Here is a 15,845-nt window from a genome sequence, read left to right as displayed (position 1 = left end):
TTCACGAATCGGAGACACGATATGACCTTGGTAGTGCAAGCATCAACGGAGCGCAACGCGATCGTTCAGCAGGCGCTCGACCGCGCCACACGGGAAGGCGGTGAGATCGGCGTGCAGGTGGCGGCCTATCTGAACGGCAAGCTGATGATCGACGCATGGAGCGGCGTGGCCGATCCGTCCACCGGCCGTCTGGTCGACGGCGAAACGCTGTTCAATGTGTATTCGGTGACCAAGGCCGTTGCTGCAACCGCGTTGCATATCCTGGCCGACCGCGGGCTCATCGAATACGACGCGCCGGTGACGCGCTACTGGCCAGAGTACGGTGCCCACGGCAAGCAGAAAACGACGGTGCGCGATGTGCTGACTCATCGCGCGTGTGTGCCGCAAATGCCCGAAGCCGTCACACCGGAGCTGATGTGTGACTGGCAGTGGATGACCAGCGCCATCGCCAACCTTGAGCCGCTTGCGGAGCCGGGGACGAAGACGCTGTACCTCTCGATGACGTTCGGCTGGATCGTTGGCGAGCTGGTGCGACGCGCCGATCCGAATAAGCGCTCGCTGGGCCGTTTTGTCCGGGAGGAGATTGCGATGCCACTCGGCATCGACGATCTGTGGATCGGCATTCCCGACGAAGTCGAGCCGCGCATCGCACGTCTCACCGATGCAATGGTGCCGGTTCCCGCGGAATACCTGCCGCCGCTGTTCCTGCGCTCGATGCCGCAACAGGTCGCATTGGCGCCGCAAGTGTTCGAGCGTCCGGACGTGCGGCGCGCGGAAGTGGCGGGCGTTGGCGGGATCTTCAACGCACGCAGTGAGGCTCGCTTCTGGGCAATGCTGGCATGCGGCGGCGAGTTGGACGGCGTGAGGATACTCTCGAAGGAACTCGTCGCCACGCTGAACACGCCACGCGCCAATAGCGAGGAACCCGACCCGGTGATGTTCGGCTTTCCGATTCCAATCACGATCGGTGGCTTCTGGTTCGGCGGCAACCATCCGCCGGTGACGGCGGCACGTTCACCGCGCGCCTTGTGCCATCCGGGGCAGGGCAATTCGATCGGCTGGGCGGACCCGGATACCGGGCTCGCCGTCGCGATCTGCCATAACAAGCTGTTCAACCCGACCACGCCGGAAGAAGATCCGCTGCTTCCGATCGCTGCGGCGATTCGCGACGCACTGGATCTGAAGTGATTGGCACGATGCGCATGGATATCGAGTATTTGCACCAATGGACTGGGCGCACCGAGGAAGTGCGGGACCAGGTCACCTCCACGCCGATGGCGGCCCTCAGCGCCATGCTTGACCACGATGACGCGCTTTCAGCACGTGGAGATGACTTGCCACCGTTATGGCACTGGCTTTATTTTCTTCCGGTTCATCGCCAGTCGATGGTGGGGGCGGACGGTCATCCGAAACGCGGCGGCTTTCTGCCGCCGGTCGATTTGCCTCGCCGCATGTGGGCGGGCAGTCAACTCGAGTTTCTACGGCCGCTGAAAGCGGGTAGCACGATCACGCGTCTTTCACGCATCGAGAGTGTCGCGCACAAGCATGGACGTACCGGCGATCTCGTGTTCGTGAAGGTCAAGCACGAGGTCAGCGACGCTCATGGCCTTGCGATCGTCGAGCGCCAGGATATCGTGTATCGCGATCATCCGGCTGCCAGCGAAAAGCCCGCAGCATTGCAGGCCGCGCCCGTCGGCGCTCAATGGGCACGCGAGGTCAATCCCGATCCGGTGCTGCTGTTTCGCTACTCAGCGCTTACGTTGAATGGTCATCGCATTCACTACGATCGGCCTTACGCGATCGGCGCTGAGGGGTACGAGGGACTCGTCGTGCATGGCCCGCTGCTCGCCACGCTTCTGATGGACTCGCTCGGATCGGAGCTGCCGGGCGCGCGCGTCGGAGAGTTTTCGTTCCGCGCGATCAAACCGGTGGTGGACACTTCGCCTTTCTATGTTTGCGGAAAGCAACACGAATCGGACCAAAGCAAGGTGAGCTTGTGGATCGCCGGCAGCGACGGATCGTTGCGCATGGAAGCCACGGCTACTCTGGTCTGATCGTCGAGCCGGTCCGCTGGCGGGGTCGCCGTAGCCGGACCTGACGCTGAATGGGAGACTTATGCGTTCGTTTCTTTTTGTGCCGGGCAGCAAGCCCGAACGATTCGCCAAGGCACTCGCGGCAGGCGCCGATGCGGTGATCGTGGACCTGGAGGACGCTGTCGCAGATGCGGACAAAGCGTCGGCGCGTGCGCGTGTTGCCGGTGCGGTACGAACATTTTCGGCATCGGCGGTTCGCGTACTGTTGCGCATCAATGGAGCGGGTACGCAGTGGTTCCAGCAGGATCTCTCACTCGCAGCGTTCGATGGTATCGATGGCGTGGTGTTGCCCAAGGCTGAGAATCCGGCTGCTTTGGCCGCTGTCGCGGCGGCAACGGCGAAACCCATATTGCCGATCATCGAATCTGCCGAGGGTGTCTGGAACGCACTGGACGTGGCGCGAATGCCCAGCGTCGAGCGACTCATATTCGGTTCGGTTGACTTCGAGCTCGATCTGGATTGTGACGGCTCATGGGACGCGTTGCTGCTCGCGCGTTCGCGTATCGTGCTGGCCTCCCGCGTAGCGGGCATTCAGTCTCCAGTGGATGGCGTTACCGTGACAATCGATGACGAACGACAGCTCGCGCACGACTCGTCGAAGGCGCGATCGCTGGGCTTTGGCGGGAAGCTGTGCATTCATCCGCGCCAGGTTGCAGCGGTCAATGCGACGTTCAGCCCGAGCGCGGATGAAATTGCCAAGGCGCGGCGAATCGTCGACGCGTATGAGCGGGCAGAAGGCGGGGCGGTGTCCGTAGATGGACGGATGGTGGACTTGCCGGTATTGCTCAAGGCGAGACGCATCGTTGGCTTGTCTGAAAGCGGGCGAGGTTCAGAGGAAGGGTAAGCGGTGTGGCGGGTGAGCGCCGCACCGCCCGCGCCACCACCGCATCATGTGGCGCGGGCGTGACACGGTATCGCTTACACCGGATCCCAGGGCGTGAGCGTCATGGACGGCACGTTCGGGAAGAAGCTCGATTCGAACGCCGGCATGACCTGCTCGGCAATTGCTTCGGGCGTCCAGCCGCCGTCGCGATGCAGCGAGCGGATCATGCGGATCTGGTTGAAGAAGTAGATCTCGTTGGCGCGCACGCCGAAGATCTGACCCGAAACCTTTGCGGCCTGGTCGGACGCAAGGTAGACCGCGAGCGGCGCGATCTTGCGCGATTCCATGCGCTTGAGAATTTCGACCCGTGCTTTTTGCTCAGGCGTCTCCGAGGGGATCGAGGCCGTCATCGCGGTCCATGCCCACGGCGCGATGCAGTTCGAGCGCACGTTGAATTTCGCCATGTCGAGGGCAATCGACTTCGACAGACCGACGACCCCCATTTTGGCGGCGGAGTAGTTGGCCTGTCCGATGTTGCCGATCAAACCCGAGGTGGAGGTCATGTGAACGAAGCTGCCGCCGTTTTGTGCCTTGAAATGCGGAGCCGCCGCGCGTGCCACGAAAAACGACCCGTTCAGATGCACGTCGACTACGGCCTTCCACTCGTCGAGGCTCATGTTGAAGAACATGCGGTCACGCACGATGCCGGCGTTGTTGACCACACAGTCGATGCGGCCGAACGTGTCCAGCGCGGCCTGCACGATCTTCTGCGCTGAATCCCATTCGGCGACGCTATCCGTCGAGGCAAGCGCTTGCCCGCCGGCCTCCTTGATTTCTTCGACGACGCGCTCTGCGGCGAACTGGCCGGATTCGGCGTCGCGACCAAGGTCGTTGACGATGACCTTTGCGCCGCTCGCCGCGAATTGCAACGCAAAATCGCGCCCGATGCCGGCACCCGCACCCGTTACCACTACCACCTTGTCCTTGACGAAATCGCTCACTCTTGTCTCCGTTCGATAGGCGTTGATGTAAAAAAGCTCGCTTCGGTATAATATCAAAACTGAACGGCGTTGCATAATATGAACGCTAGCACGTTGATGCAAAGTGTGACGACTCATCCATTCGAAGACGACCAAATGATAGGAGACGCGAGATGAACCCTACGAAAGACTGGACCGTGCCGGACCATGTTCCGCGAGAACTCGTGGTCGATTTCGACTATATGAATCCGCCAGGCGTGCAAGACGATGTTCATATGGCGTGGAAGACGCTGCACACCGGGCCCGATATCGTCTGGTCCCCGTACCATGGCGGCCACTGGATCGCCACGCGCGGCGAAGACATCGAGGCGATGCAGAAGGACCACACCCATTTTTCGCATCGCAGTGTCAACATCCCGCCGCTCAACGAGACGCAGCTCGTGCCTCTCGAGCTTGACCCGCCCGAACATACCGCGTACCGCAACCTGATTACGCCCGCTTTCCTGCCGCAAGCTATCGCCTCGCTGGAAAGCGACGTGCGCAGCCTCGCAATCGAGCTGATGGAAGAAATCGCTCCACGCGGCGAATGCGAGTTCGTCTCGGAGTTCGCGAAGATCCTGCCGATCGTGATTTTCCTGCGTCTTGCCGATCTTCCGTTGAGCGATCGAGGACAATTGCTCGAATGGGCGGAATGGGCCGTGCGCGGCAACGTCGAGCAGCGCAACGAATCCCAGCACCGGCTGATTGGCTATATCTCCACCTGGGTGGAGAAGCGCAAGGCAGAGGCGGGCGGCGATCTCGTCAGCCTCATCGCCAACGCGCAGATCGAAGGCAAGCCGATCAGCCCCGAGCGCATGTTTGGGATGTTTATCGTCGTGCTGTTCGGTGGTCTCGATACCGTCGCATCGATGATGGGTTTCATCGCGCGCTTTCTGGCCGAGAATCCGGCGCACCGGAGGCAACTGATCGAGAATCCCGATCTGATGGTGTCGTCGGTCGACGAACTGATCCGGCGCTTTGGCGTGGCGAATACGGCGCGGCTCATCACACAGGACATGGAATACAAGGGCATCCAGTTCAGGAAGGGTGACCAGATTCAGTTGCCGAACTCCCTGTTTGGCCTCGACGACCGCAAGTTCAGCGATCCGCTCGCCGTCGACCTGACGCGCAAGCCAGTGCTGCACGCCGCGTTCGGCAACGGCCCGCATCGCTGCCCGGGGTCGTTCCTTGCGCGTACGGAGATCAAGGTTTTCCTCCAGGAGTGGCTCAAACGCATTCCCGATTTTCGCATTCGCGAGGGCGACAAGCCGCGATGCGGCTCGGGCTCCGTCAACGGCATGCTCTATCTGCCGCTCGTCTGGGACGTAGCGCCCTGAAGTATCCCCACCCTCAACGACTCATCGACGATCATGAAAAAGTGGCAATGCATTTTTTGCGGTTTTTACTACGACGAAGCAACGGGACTTCCCGCGGAGGGCATCGCGCCCGGCACTCGCTGGGAAGACATCCCGGATGACTGGGCATGCCCCGAGTGCGGTGCGACCAAGGCCGACTTCGTGATGTTCGAAGTGGAGGCCTGAGCGTGCGGGCGCGCGCACGGCGCAAGGCCGTGCGCTTCATCGCTCAGGATCAGGCGCGCTCGAACACGGCGGCAATACCCTGGCCACCGCCGATGCACATGGTCTCGAGCGCATAACGTCCTTTCCGGCGCGTCAACTCGTGCAACAGCGTGGTCATGATGCGCACGCCCGTTGCGCCAATCGGGTGGCCCAGCGATATGCCAGAGCCGTTCACGTTGAGCCGGTCGGTATCGTGCCAGTTCCAGCCTTTGAGGACTGCCAGCACCTGACACGCGAATGCTTCGTTTACTTCGACAAGATCCATCTGCTCGAGCGTGAGCCCGATGCGCGTCATCAGTTTCCGCACTGCGGGCACGGGCCCAATGCCCATGCGTGATGGCTCGCATCCGGCCGCGGCCCAGCCGGTCAGCCAGGCCATGGGTTCGAGCCCGAGCGCTTCGAGGTGGTCTTCCGCGACGACGAGGCAAGCGGCAGCGGCATCGTTTTGCTGGCTGGAGTTGCCTGCGGTGACTGTGCCGCCCGGCATTAACGCTCGAAGGTTGCCGAGGCTTTCCATGCTGGCGTCGGCGCGGAATCCTTCATCTTTGGAAAACGGAAGCGGCTGGCCTTTTTTCTGAGGAACGCTGACCGCCACGACCTCTTCGGCCATATGGCCAGACTCCCATGCGGCGACCGCGCGCTGATGGCTGCGCAGCGCGAACTCGTCGGCGGCCTCGCGGCTGATGCCATAGTCGGTGGCCAGATTTTCCGCGGTCTCGATCATGCCGGAGATAAAGCCGAAGCGCGATTCCGGCTGTGAGCGCTCGCGACCCCGCGCGAGCCGGTCGTGAAACTGGACGGAGCCCGACCGTGCGCCCCAGCGCATGTCCGTGCTGTAGTACTCGATATTGCTCATACTTTCCACGCCGCCGGCCAACACCACGTCGGCGGCGCCGGTCTGCACCATCATCGCGGCGGTGACGAGCGCCTGCAGGCCGCCGCCGCAACGTCGATCAAGCTGCATGCCCGGCACCTCCACGGGCAAGCCCGCCTGCAGCGCAATCCAGCGGCCCACGCAAGGTGTTTCGCTGTTCGCGTACGATTGCGCGAAGACGACGTCGTCGATGCGAGCGGGATCGAGTCCCGCGCGCCGGATCGTTTCATTCGCAACGAGCGCGCCGAGGTCTTCGACGCAAACGCTGCGCAGACTACCGCCAAAGGTGCCGACGGGCGTTCGTACAGGGGAGACAATTGCCGCGCGTTTCATCGGACGTTTCCTTGCAAAGTTTGAAAGTTCTGATTCGGGTGCGGTTGCAATCAGCCGACGAGCGTCGCGCTTCTTAAGCGATTGGAAGGCGGGACGCCCGCCATTTGATCGAGAGCGCTGCGATGATCCGGATGGGCGATTGCCAGCATGCGTTCGCGCCTTTGGCGCAGCGTCAGGCCGCGCAGATCGGCCACGCCGTATTCGGTCACCACGATGGCGGCGTCGCTGCGTGGCGTGCTGACCGGTCCGTTCAACGACGCGACGATGCGGGTCGCGCCCTTGCCCGCTGTGGACGGCAATGCAATGACAGGAACGCCGCCACGCGAGCGCCGCGCGCCGCGCAGGAAATCCAGTGCGCCGCCCACCGCGCCCACATACACGCCTCTGGCAATTTCGGCGTTGATCTGGCCACTCAGATCGACCTCGAGCGCCGAGTTGATGGCGACGAACCGGTCGATGCTTGCGAGCACGTTCGGATCGTGCGTGTAGCGGGTCGAACGAAACTGCACGGCGTCGTTTCGATGCGCGAACTCGTGTATGCGGCGCCCCCCCATCATCACGCCAGCAATGGTCTTGCCCGTGTCGATGGTCTTGCGCACATTGTTGATCACGCCGCTTTCCATCAGATCGGCGACTTTGTCGCCGATCGTGCCGGAATGGATGCCAAGATCTCGCCGATCGCCGAGGTAAGCGAGGATCGCTTCTGGAATCGCGCCGAGGCCGAGTTGAATGGTGGCGCCGTCTTCGATCAATCCGGCCGTGTGCCGTGCAATCGCCAGCTCCGTCGGGCTGACGGCGCTGGGCGAACTGTCGGGCAGAGCGCGCGACGTCGGGACAATGAAGTCGATGTCGTCGTCGCGAAGGTATCGCTCGCCGTAAGTCCAGGGTGCCTGTTCGTTGACTTCCGCAATGATGACGCGCGCGCGCTCGAGCGCCGGGATCAGATACTCATGCGCGACGGACAAGCTGTAGCGGCCGTGCGCGTCGGGTGGCGCCAACTGCAGTAGCAGGACGTCGATCGATAGCTGACCCGACTCCATCATCTCTGGCAACTGCGAATAATGGCAGGGCAGGATATCAAGCGCGCCAGCCTTGGCCAGTGCGCGGTTGGAGCCGCTCCCGCAGTACGAAACGAAATCGATGCAGTCCGCGTGCTCAGGCCGGCACGTGTCGTAGTTGCCGGCGCCGAGAAAGACCCGGAACGCGCCGATGCTGTGCCGCTGCTGAAGTAGAGTGCGCGTGAGCGCAAGGGGCTCTGCGTTCGATTGGCCCCATGCGACGGTATCGCCGGGGCGGATGATGGACGCGAAATCGACGGCGTCCGCCTCTAGCAGTAATGGCATGGTGTTGTTTGCGTCAGGTGGCGGGTTGCGCAAGGGCCAGGGCTTCGTCGTGCTGCCCACGTACTGCGCCGGTCGCGACGAGTTCCGCAATCCGTTCATCGCTGTAGCCGATGCTCCGCAGCACGAGTTCTGTGTGCTCGCCAAGTTGTGGAACGGCGAGCGGTGGCGACCCAGGCTCCAAACGGAAGTGAATCGGGCTTGCAACGTGGTTGTGTCCGGACGGATCCCTCTGGACCATTCCGCGCTCGTGCGCATGCGGATGGTCGAGCGCTTCGGCGAGCGAGAGCACCGGCGCCACACTGATGTTTCGGCCTTCGAACCAGCAGAGCCATTCATCGAGTGTGCGAGTCAGGAAGATTTGCGTCAGAAATTCCCGGACGCGTATCTGGCCTTCACCGGCTGGGCCGATCGCGTCGGCGACGAGATCCGGACGGCCGAGTGGTGTAAGCAGGTTGGTTGCAAAGCTGTGTTCCCGGCCGCCAAGGCAGAGCCACTTCGAATCGGCGGTCTCATAAGTGTCGAGCAACGCAAGCCCGCTGTCGCCTTCAGTCGGCCCTCGCAATCCGCTGTCCGGCGCGTTGAGCAAGCGGCCGCTCAGATACGGCTGCGATGTGAGCGCCGCATCGAAAAGCGCCATGTCGATGTAGTCGCCGCGCCCCGTTTCCCGCGCGCGCAGCAGCGCCATCAACACGGCGGACAACGCCGTCAATGAACCGGCCAGCGCGGCGAGCGACGGCCCAGTGGCAATTGGGATTCCCCGGCCATCGCGCGGCAGCGTGCCCGCAAGCGATTGAACTACCGGATCGTGTGCGGGCAATTGAGAGAGCGGGCCGGTTTGGCCGAACGCGGTAATCGCACAATAAACGACTCCCGGGTTCGTCCGGCTGATCGTGTCGTAGTCGATGCCAAGCCGAGCGGCCACGCCCGGCCTCGACGATTCGATCACGACGTCGGCCTCGTTCATCAGCTTGATCGCGACCTCGCGTGCGTCCGGATGTTTCAGATCGAGCGCGATGCTGCGCTTGCCGCGGTTGATCGCGGCGAAGAACGCGCCGTCGGTGCCGGGTGCGCCGCGGGTGGGGTCGCCGGTGACCGGTTCGATCTTGACGACGTGCGCGCCGTGATCGGCGAGGTTGGCGGCGAGGAACGGACCCGGCATGAATTGCGACAGGTCCACGACGCGAAGGCCGGTCAGTTTCATGCCAGAGCAGCGCTGAAGCCGAGCTGGCGTTGCGCAATCGCGGCGGCTTCCTTCACGATGCGACCGATCAATTCCGCACAGGTCGGCAAGTCGTGAATGAGGCCGGTCACGATACCGGCGGGGAAGGCGCCGCCTTCCACTTCTCCTGTCACGAATGCGTCCATCCAGCGCTGTGCTCCGGTCAGCGCGTAGAGGTCCGAGCGCGTCACGTTGCCGGCGCGCTCGAGTTCGAGCGCGGCGAGACTCACGCTGTTCTTGACCACCCGGCTTGAATCGCCGATCGAGCGGCCAACCAGCACCGTATCGCGCTCGCTCGCTTCCAGCAGCCGTTGCTTGATCGCCGGGTGGACGGGGGACTCCTGCGTAAGCATGAATCGGGTTCCCATGTTGATGCCGTCCGCGCCGAGCGCGAGAGCCGCCATCAGCCCGCGCCCATCGGCAAAGCCGCCAGACGCGAGAATCGGCACCTTCAGCTTGTCGGCGGCGGCGGGAATCAGGATCAGTCCAGGGATGTCGTCTTCGCCAGGGTGCCCCGCGCATTCGAACCCGTCGATGCTGACGGCGTCCGCGCCGAGCGATTCCGCCTTCACCGCGTGGCGAACCGTCACGCACTTGTGCACGACCTTGACGCCGTGTGCCTTGAACTCGGCGATGTATTTCGCCGGATTGCTGCCTGCTGTCTCGACGACCTGGACGCCTTGAGACACGATCGTGCGCACATACGCGTCATAGTCGAGACCGACATTGGCGCCGAGAACGGTCAGGTTGACTCCAAAGAGCTTGTCGGTGAGCGAACGCACCCTGTCGATTTCGCGCGCGAGTGCATCGGCGCTTGCATGGGTGTGCGCGGAGATGAAGCCGAGACCGCCAGCATTGCCCACGGCCGCCGCCAGTTCGGCTCGCGCCACCCAGCGCATGCCGCCTTGAATGATGGGATATTGAATGCCGAGTAATTCAGTAATGCGATTGACATACGGTTTCATCGCGCGCCTGTAGCCTGGATAGGAAGTATGGGTGCCAGAGAATGTGCGTGACGCGCGTAACCTGGCGGGCTTTGTTCGCCACGACAGCGTGGCGCTTTTTAGCAATTCAACAATCGCGAAACTGGGGTTTGCGCTTTTCGGCGAAGGCTGCCATGCCTTCCTTTCGATCTTCTGTGGCGAAGGTCGAATACGCCATACGCCGCTCGAACAGGATGCCTTCTGCCAGGCTCGATTCGTAGGCGCGGTTGACGCACTCTTTCGCCATCGCTACGACGGGTTGCGAGTATCGCGCGATCTCGTCGGCCGTTTTCAGCGCTTCCTCGACGAGCGTGTGGGCGGGCACGATGCGGCTCACGAGGCCGCATCGTTCGGCTTCAATGGCGTCCATCCTGCGGCCGGTGAGGATCATTTCCATCGCCTTCGATTTGCCGAGCGCGCGCGTAAGGCGCTGCGTGCCGCCAGCGCCGGGAATGGTCGCGAGCGTGATTTCGGGCAGGGCGAACCGGGCGCTGTCGGCGGCGAGAATGAAGTCGCACATCATCGCCAGTTCGCAGCCTCCGCCTAACGCAAGACCCGCGACCGCGGCGATGACCGGCTTGCGGCAACGCGACGTGCGTTCCCAGTTCGACGTGATGAACTGATTCTTGTACACGTCCATGTACGTCCATTCGTTCATCATCTTGATGTCGGCTCCGGCGGCGAACGCCTTCTCGCAACCGGTCATCACGATGGCGCCGATGGCAGGGTCGGTTTCGAGGTCGTCGAGTGCCGCCGTCAGCTCATCCATCAGCTGGTTGTTCAGTGCGTTATAGGCTTGCGGACGGTTCAACTTGATCAAGCCGGTTTTCCCGTGCGTTTCGACGATGATCGTCTCGTAGGCCATGGTTCTTCCTTGAACGAATGAGGGTGAACACCTGGGCCCGGATGGGGCCTGCTCGCCGATGCTTTGCGTGTCTGCGGTGCGCCGCTCGGCAGCGTCAGAGCGTATCGTGCGTTGCCAATTTTGTGAACGACGTTTATGATTCTGAATGTGTGACCCGGCTTTGTCAATTGAGCGGAGGTCAGAATTGCTAACCGGAAAACACCGCGAGGAGACACTGCATGACCACTCGTCACGAGGACGGACAGATTCGCGTTGAGCAGCGTGGGAACCTGCTCTTGATGGGCATTGACCGGCCGGAAAAGCGCAATGGTTTCACGCCGAAAATGTTCACCGAGCTTGCGATGGCTTACACGCAACTCGAGAAGAGCAGCGATATTTTTTGCGGGCTGGTATACGCCGAAGGCGATCACTTTACGGCAGGGCTCGACATGCCAAAGGTCGCGCCGTTGCGCCGCGAAGGGAAATCGCTGCTTCCTGAAGGCGAGGTCGATCCGTTCAACTTGCGCGCGCCGCTGCGTACCAAGCCGGTCGTCATTGCGCTGAAGGGAATCTGCTTCACGGTCGCGGTCGAATTGATGCTTGCATCGGAAGTGGCTGTTGCGGCCGACAACTGCCGTTTCTCCCAGCTTGAAGTCAAGCGGGGAATCATGGCAGGTTGTGGTGCGACGTTTCGCATGGTGCAGCGAGCCGGCTGGGGCAACGCGATGAAGGTACTGCTTACTGGCGACGAATTCACCGCAGACGAGGCACGGCACATGAACTTCGTGCAGGATGTCGTGCCTGCGGGGGAGGAGTTTGACCGGGCGCTCGGGATCGCCGAGCGAATCGCGGCGCAGGCACCGCTAGCCGTGCAGGCCACGATGCAGAACGCGCGCGTCTCGCTGGGACAAGGCTGGCAGGATGCTTACGCGACGATTCAGTCGACCCAGCAGTTTCTCTACAACACTGAAGACGCCAAGGAAGGCGTTCAATCCTTCATCGAAAAACGTACGGCGAAGTTCGTCGGACGCTGATGCAAGGCTTCCGGCGCAGCCGGTGTGAATTCAAGAGGACCGTTTGCTATGACAAAAGGCGCATTGGCGGGTGTTCGCGTACTCGACCTGAGCCGCATTCTCGCGGGGCCTTGGGGGGCTCAGATGCTGGCGGATCTCGGCGCGGAGGTCATCAAGGTCGAGCGTCCGGGCAAGGGCGACGATTCGCGGCAATTCGGTCCCCCGTTCCTGATGGATCGGGAGGGAAAGGTCACGCGCGAATCGACGTTTTTTATCAGCGCGAACCGAGGCAAGAAGTCGATCACGTGCGATATCTCCACGGCCGAAGGCCAGGCGCTGATCCGCTCGTTGGCGGCGCACTGCGACGTGTTGCTCGAGAACTATAAGGTTGGCGACCTCAAGCGTTACGGGCTCGACTACGACAGCCTCAAGCCGGTCAATCCGCGCCTGATCTACTGTTCGATAACCGGATTCGGTCAGACCGGACCGTATAGCCCGCGTCCCGGCTACGACTCGATTTTCCAGGCGATGGGTGGCCTGATGAGCGTGACCGGAAACGGCGACGACGTGCCGGGCGGCGGGCCAATGAAAACCGGCCCCAGTCTTGCGGACATCCTGTGTGGTCAGTACGCCGCTTCGGCGATCATCGCAGCGCTTTATCATCGCGACGCGGCGCAAGGCGGTACCGGGCAGGGGCAGTACATCGACCTGGCGTTGCTGGACGCGATGATTGCTGCCACATCGCACTATGCAAGCCAGTATCTCGTTTCAGGCCAGATTCCCATCCGGCGCGGTACCGAGGGCAACGGTGGTATGCCGTCCCGCATGTTCCGCTGCGCCGATCGCGACATCATGATCGTGGCGGGCAACAACGAGCAATATGCGCGCATGTGTAACGTTCTGGGGCACCCCGAGCTAGTCAGCGATCCACGATTCAGCGAGATTGCGCTGCGCGTGAAGAATCGTCGCGCGCTGGGCGAAGTGTTCGAGCCGCTGATCGTTCAATGGCAGAGCGATGAACTGCTCGCAGCACTCGACGCCGCCGGGGTGCCGGCCGGACCGATCAACAACCTGGAGCAGGTGTTCGCAGATCCGCATGTGCAGGCACGCGCGATGTGCGTCGAAGTTGCGCACCCGCTCACGGATAAGGCGGTTCGGATGGTCGCCAACCCGGTCAAGATGTCGGGCACGCCTATCGATTCGTACGGGGCGCCGCCGATGCTCGGACAACATACGGACGACGTGCTGCGTGATGTGCTGAGTATGTCGCAGTCGGATATCGATATCCTGCGCGAAAAGAAAATTCTATAGAAAGGACATCAACGGCGAGTTCGGCAAGTTCAACGTGGTGCTCGTGTTCGAGCGACGCGAAGAAGGTGATCGAGGAGATGGTGAAAAGTTGCAGCTAAGGAGGGGAGTCATGACGACTGAGAGAAGCAACAGCCGTATCGTGTGTACAGACCACGTAGAACTCGGGTGTATCCACTCCGGTAGGGACGCCCCGAATATCTCGCGTCCGCATCAACGTTCGGACCTTCCCGTGCGCAGCGGAAAGTCACCTCATTGGGCTTGGGCGAACTGCCGCAGCGAGTTCGACTGGATGGACGTGCACTTGCCGTTCTTCACGTCGGAATGGTTTTAAGAAATTTCTCAACAGACGAGATCGAGTCTCAAAGGTAACGGCGAAAAAACGCCTTGGCTCGGTGTCCCGCAGCCAAGGCCAAACTCCACACGCTCTCGCGAAGTGTGTGAGAGGAGAACCACCTGATCGCTCTTCAAGCTTCGTGGTACGCGCCCGGCGGGAAGCTCACTGCTCGGATCGAGGCTCGCGATAATGCAACTGGACGTTTCATATATTGCACCGTGTTCAAAAAGACGCACTAGAGCATTGACTGTCCGCCGTCCACACTGATAGTCTGCCCGGTTATGAAATTAGCGTCGTCACTACATAGAAATGCAACTGTTCGTCCAATATCGCGCTGAGGATCGCCGAAGCGGCCAAGCGCAATTTCAGAGAGATAGCGAGTGCGTTCCTGAGGATTGGCTTCGAGGTAGGCTTCGGCGGCAGGTGTGAGCGCTGCGGGGCAAATGACGTTGACGGTAATGCCGTAGACGCCCCATTCGCGCGCGGCAACTCGCGAGAGCCCGCGAATGCCCTCCTTGGTTGCGGCGTACGCGCCGAATCCCTTGAGGCCTTCGATACCGGTGCGCGAGCCGAAGTTGATGATGGCGCCGCGGCCCTGCGACTTCATCCGCGGCAATGCGGCCTGCATGAAATACAGCGTGCCGTACAAGCCCGATTCGAGCGTGTTGCTCCAGTCATCGTCGGTAACGGATTCGAGCGGCACCCCCGGGCTGCTGCTTTGGGCATTGTTGATGAGTGCGTCCACACGTCCGAATCGCTCGACGGCAAGCTCGACCGTCCGCACGGCGTCGGCACGATTGCGCGTATCGCCGGGCACGACCAGCACTTGCGAACCGAGGGCGCTCAATTCCTCAGCAGCCCGCGTGAGTTTGGCCTCCGTGCGACCAGTGAGGACCAGACTCGCCCCCTCGGTGGCAAGCGCAAGGGCGATGCCGAGTCCAACGCCTTGTCCGCCTCCGGTCACGATGGCGACCTTTTCTGCCAGTTTTTTCGTGTACATGAGTGAATCCAGAAGTGAAGGTTGATGTTGCTGTTCGACGCGCGAGCGTATTGCGTAAATGGTCTGGAAGATGATGCTTCCACATTTCAGTTTTTCGAACGATGTTCAAATATATCTCAAGCGGTGTGAGAGAGCGCCCTAGCGTATTCCCGAATTCGGGTGGTGTAAAAATGTGCCAGATTGTGATCGATGTAAAACTATGTGAATAGTTCCCGTATAATCTATACAGTCAATTCATGGGGAAAATCATGTTGAAAGAGACCTCAGCGCCGGCGGACCGGGACGTCAGCGGGCCGCGCTCGCTGACCCGACTCCTCGGAATTTTCGATGTGCTGGCGAAGTCTCCGGACGGGATGTCGCTAGCAGAACTGAATGTCGCTCTCGAGTCACCGAAGAGCAGCCTGCTCAATCTGCTGCGACCTCTGGTGGCGGAAGGGTACTTGATGCACGACGTAGGCCGCTATCGCCTGGGACCGTCGATCTTCCGGTTGTCGGCAGGCGTGATGGCCGCGTGGAATTTTTCGAAGATACTGCGCCCGTTCCTGGTGGATCTCTCGAAGAGCACCAATGAAACCGTGTATGTCGGTGTCCTTGACGTCGAACACAAAGAGATCACCTATGTCGACGTGATCGAGAGCGAGCAATCGGTGCGCTATTCAATGCACATCGGTTTGCGTCGCCCGCTCTATTGCACGGCTGCGGGCCGCGTGCTGCTCGCCCATGCACCGGACGCTTTCGTTAACGACTACATGAAGACGGTCAAATTCGAGCGCCGCACCCCGCAAACGATCGCAACGAAGAAGGCGTTGCGTGACGAACTCGACCACATCCTCGAAACCGGCCTGTCGGTGAGTCGCGGTGAACTACTGCCGGATTCGGCCGGCGTGTCGTCGCCGATCTTCGGACCGAATGGCAATGTCATCGCGGCGATGGCAATTGGTGCGCCGCTCGAACGCTTCGACCGCGAACGTCACCGGCTCGAAGAGAACATGATCAGAGTCGCACAGCGGGCGTCTGCGTTGGGTCAGGCAGAAGAGGAGTGACTCGCCAGTCGGTCGGCGGCGCAGTGAAGCGGG

At 61.6% G+C, this 15,845-nt stretch carries 15 protein-coding genes; 8 read left to right on the top strand and 7 right to left on the bottom strand.

What is annotated here, in order from left to right; genetic code table 11:
- Positions 1-21 precede the first annotated feature (21 nt).
- The 3 genes from OKW45_RS08290 to OKW45_RS08280 all read left to right on the top strand — a co-directional run bounded on the left by OKW45_RS08290 (position 22) and on the right by OKW45_RS08280 (position 2,937).
- Positions 22-1,188: a serine hydrolase domain-containing protein gene (locus OKW45_RS08290; protein WP_429467107.1), complete on the top strand. Its 1,167-nt coding sequence runs from the start codon at positions 22-24 to the stop codon at positions 1,186-1,188.
- A gap of 8 nt (positions 1,189-1,196) precedes the next feature.
- Positions 1,197-2,054, top strand: a complete 858-nt coding sequence (locus tag OKW45_RS08285) for an HTD2 family dehydratase (protein ID WP_026226706.1) — start codon at positions 1,197-1,199, stop codon at positions 2,052-2,054.
- Positions 2,055-2,115: 61 nt separating this feature from the next.
- Positions 2,116-2,937 (top strand): HpcH/HpaI aldolase/citrate lyase family protein, encoded by an 822-nt coding sequence (locus OKW45_RS08280; RefSeq protein ID WP_429467105.1) that lies wholly within the window; start codon positions 2,116-2,118, stop codon positions 2,935-2,937.
- Positions 2,938-3,011: 74 nt separating this feature from the next.
- On the opposite strand, the gene OKW45_RS08275 is transcribed toward OKW45_RS08280, so the two are convergent.
- Entirely contained in the window at positions 3,012-3,917 is a 906-nt protein-coding gene (locus OKW45_RS08275; protein WP_018425479.1) for an SDR family NAD(P)-dependent oxidoreductase, read from the bottom strand.
- Positions 3,918-4,069: 152 nt separating this feature from the next.
- On the opposite strand from OKW45_RS08275, the gene OKW45_RS08270 reads away from it, so the two are divergent.
- Positions 4,070-5,272, top strand: a complete 1,203-nt coding sequence (locus OKW45_RS08270) for a cytochrome P450 (protein ID WP_018425478.1) — start codon at positions 4,070-4,072, stop codon at positions 5,270-5,272.
- A 33-nt stretch (positions 5,273-5,305) separates the two neighbouring features.
- Positions 5,306-5,476 carry a rubredoxin gene (locus tag OKW45_RS08265; protein WP_429445465.1) on the top strand — a complete coding sequence of 57 codons (171 nt, stop codon included), beginning with the start codon at positions 5,306-5,308 and terminating at the stop codon, positions 5,474-5,476.
- 49 nt (positions 5,477-5,525) lie between these two features.
- On the opposite strand, the gene OKW45_RS08260 is transcribed toward OKW45_RS08265, so the two are convergent.
- From OKW45_RS08260 to OKW45_RS08240, 5 genes are all read right to left on the bottom strand, one after another.
- A complete protein-coding gene (locus OKW45_RS08260) occupies positions 5,526-6,722 on the bottom strand; it encodes an acetyl-CoA C-acetyltransferase (RefSeq protein ID WP_429467103.1) in 1,197 nt (398 codons plus the stop codon).
- A 50-nt stretch (positions 6,723-6,772) separates the two neighbouring features.
- The gene (locus tag OKW45_RS08255) at positions 6,773-8,065 is read right to left on the bottom strand and encodes an acetyl-CoA hydrolase/transferase family protein (RefSeq protein ID WP_429469313.1); all 1,293 of its coding nucleotides are present in this window, start codon (positions 8,063-8,065) and stop codon (positions 6,773-6,775) included.
- A gap of 13 nt (positions 8,066-8,078) precedes the next feature.
- On the bottom strand, positions 8,079-9,266 hold the full coding sequence (locus OKW45_RS08250) for a CaiB/BaiF CoA transferase family protein (RefSeq protein ID WP_429467101.1): 1,188 nt from the start codon (positions 9,264-9,266) through the stop codon (positions 8,079-8,081).
- Positions 9,263-10,249, bottom strand: a complete 987-nt coding sequence (locus OKW45_RS08245) for an NAD(P)H-dependent flavin oxidoreductase (RefSeq protein WP_429467099.1) — start codon at positions 10,247-10,249, stop codon at positions 9,263-9,265. The genes OKW45_RS08250 and OKW45_RS08245 overlap by 4 nt, the downstream gene beginning before the upstream one ends.
- 106 nt (positions 10,250-10,355) lie before the next feature.
- Entirely contained in the window at positions 10,356-11,132 is a 777-nt protein-coding gene (locus OKW45_RS08240) for an enoyl-CoA hydratase (RefSeq protein WP_429467097.1), read from the bottom strand.
- Positions 11,133-11,350: 218 nt separating this feature from the next.
- Here OKW45_RS08240 and OKW45_RS08235 point away from each other — a divergent pair, with 218 nt between their 5' ends.
- Both OKW45_RS08235 and OKW45_RS08230 read left to right on the top strand, forming a co-directional pair.
- Entirely contained in the window at positions 11,351-12,145 is a 795-nt protein-coding gene (locus OKW45_RS08235) for a crotonase/enoyl-CoA hydratase family protein (protein WP_429467096.1), read from the top strand.
- A gap of 48 nt (positions 12,146-12,193) precedes the next feature.
- Positions 12,194-13,435: a CaiB/BaiF CoA transferase family protein gene (locus OKW45_RS08230; RefSeq protein ID WP_429467094.1), complete on the top strand. Its 1,242-nt coding sequence runs from the start codon at positions 12,194-12,196 to the stop codon at positions 13,433-13,435.
- A 569-nt stretch (positions 13,436-14,004) separates the two neighbouring features.
- Here OKW45_RS08230 and OKW45_RS08225 read toward each other — a convergent pair.
- Positions 14,005-14,769: an SDR family NAD(P)-dependent oxidoreductase gene (locus tag OKW45_RS08225; protein ID WP_018425469.1), complete on the bottom strand. Its 765-nt coding sequence runs from the start codon at positions 14,767-14,769 to the stop codon at positions 14,005-14,007.
- 248 nt (positions 14,770-15,017) lie between these two features.
- On the opposite strand from OKW45_RS08225, the gene OKW45_RS08220 reads away from it, so the two are divergent.
- A complete protein-coding gene (locus OKW45_RS08220; protein WP_018425468.1) occupies positions 15,018-15,812 on the top strand; it encodes an IclR family transcriptional regulator in 795 nt (264 codons plus the stop codon).
- Positions 15,813-15,845 lie beyond the last annotated feature (33 nt).

Origin of the sequence: Paraburkholderia lebeckiae, from assembly GCF_050436225.1 — a bacterium.
GTDB lineage: Bacteria > Pseudomonadota > Gammaproteobacteria > Burkholderiales > Burkholderiaceae > Paraburkholderia > Paraburkholderia tuberum.
The sequence above is the reverse complement of the archived record's forward strand: the minus strand, read 5'-3'. Positions and strand labels throughout refer to the sequence as shown.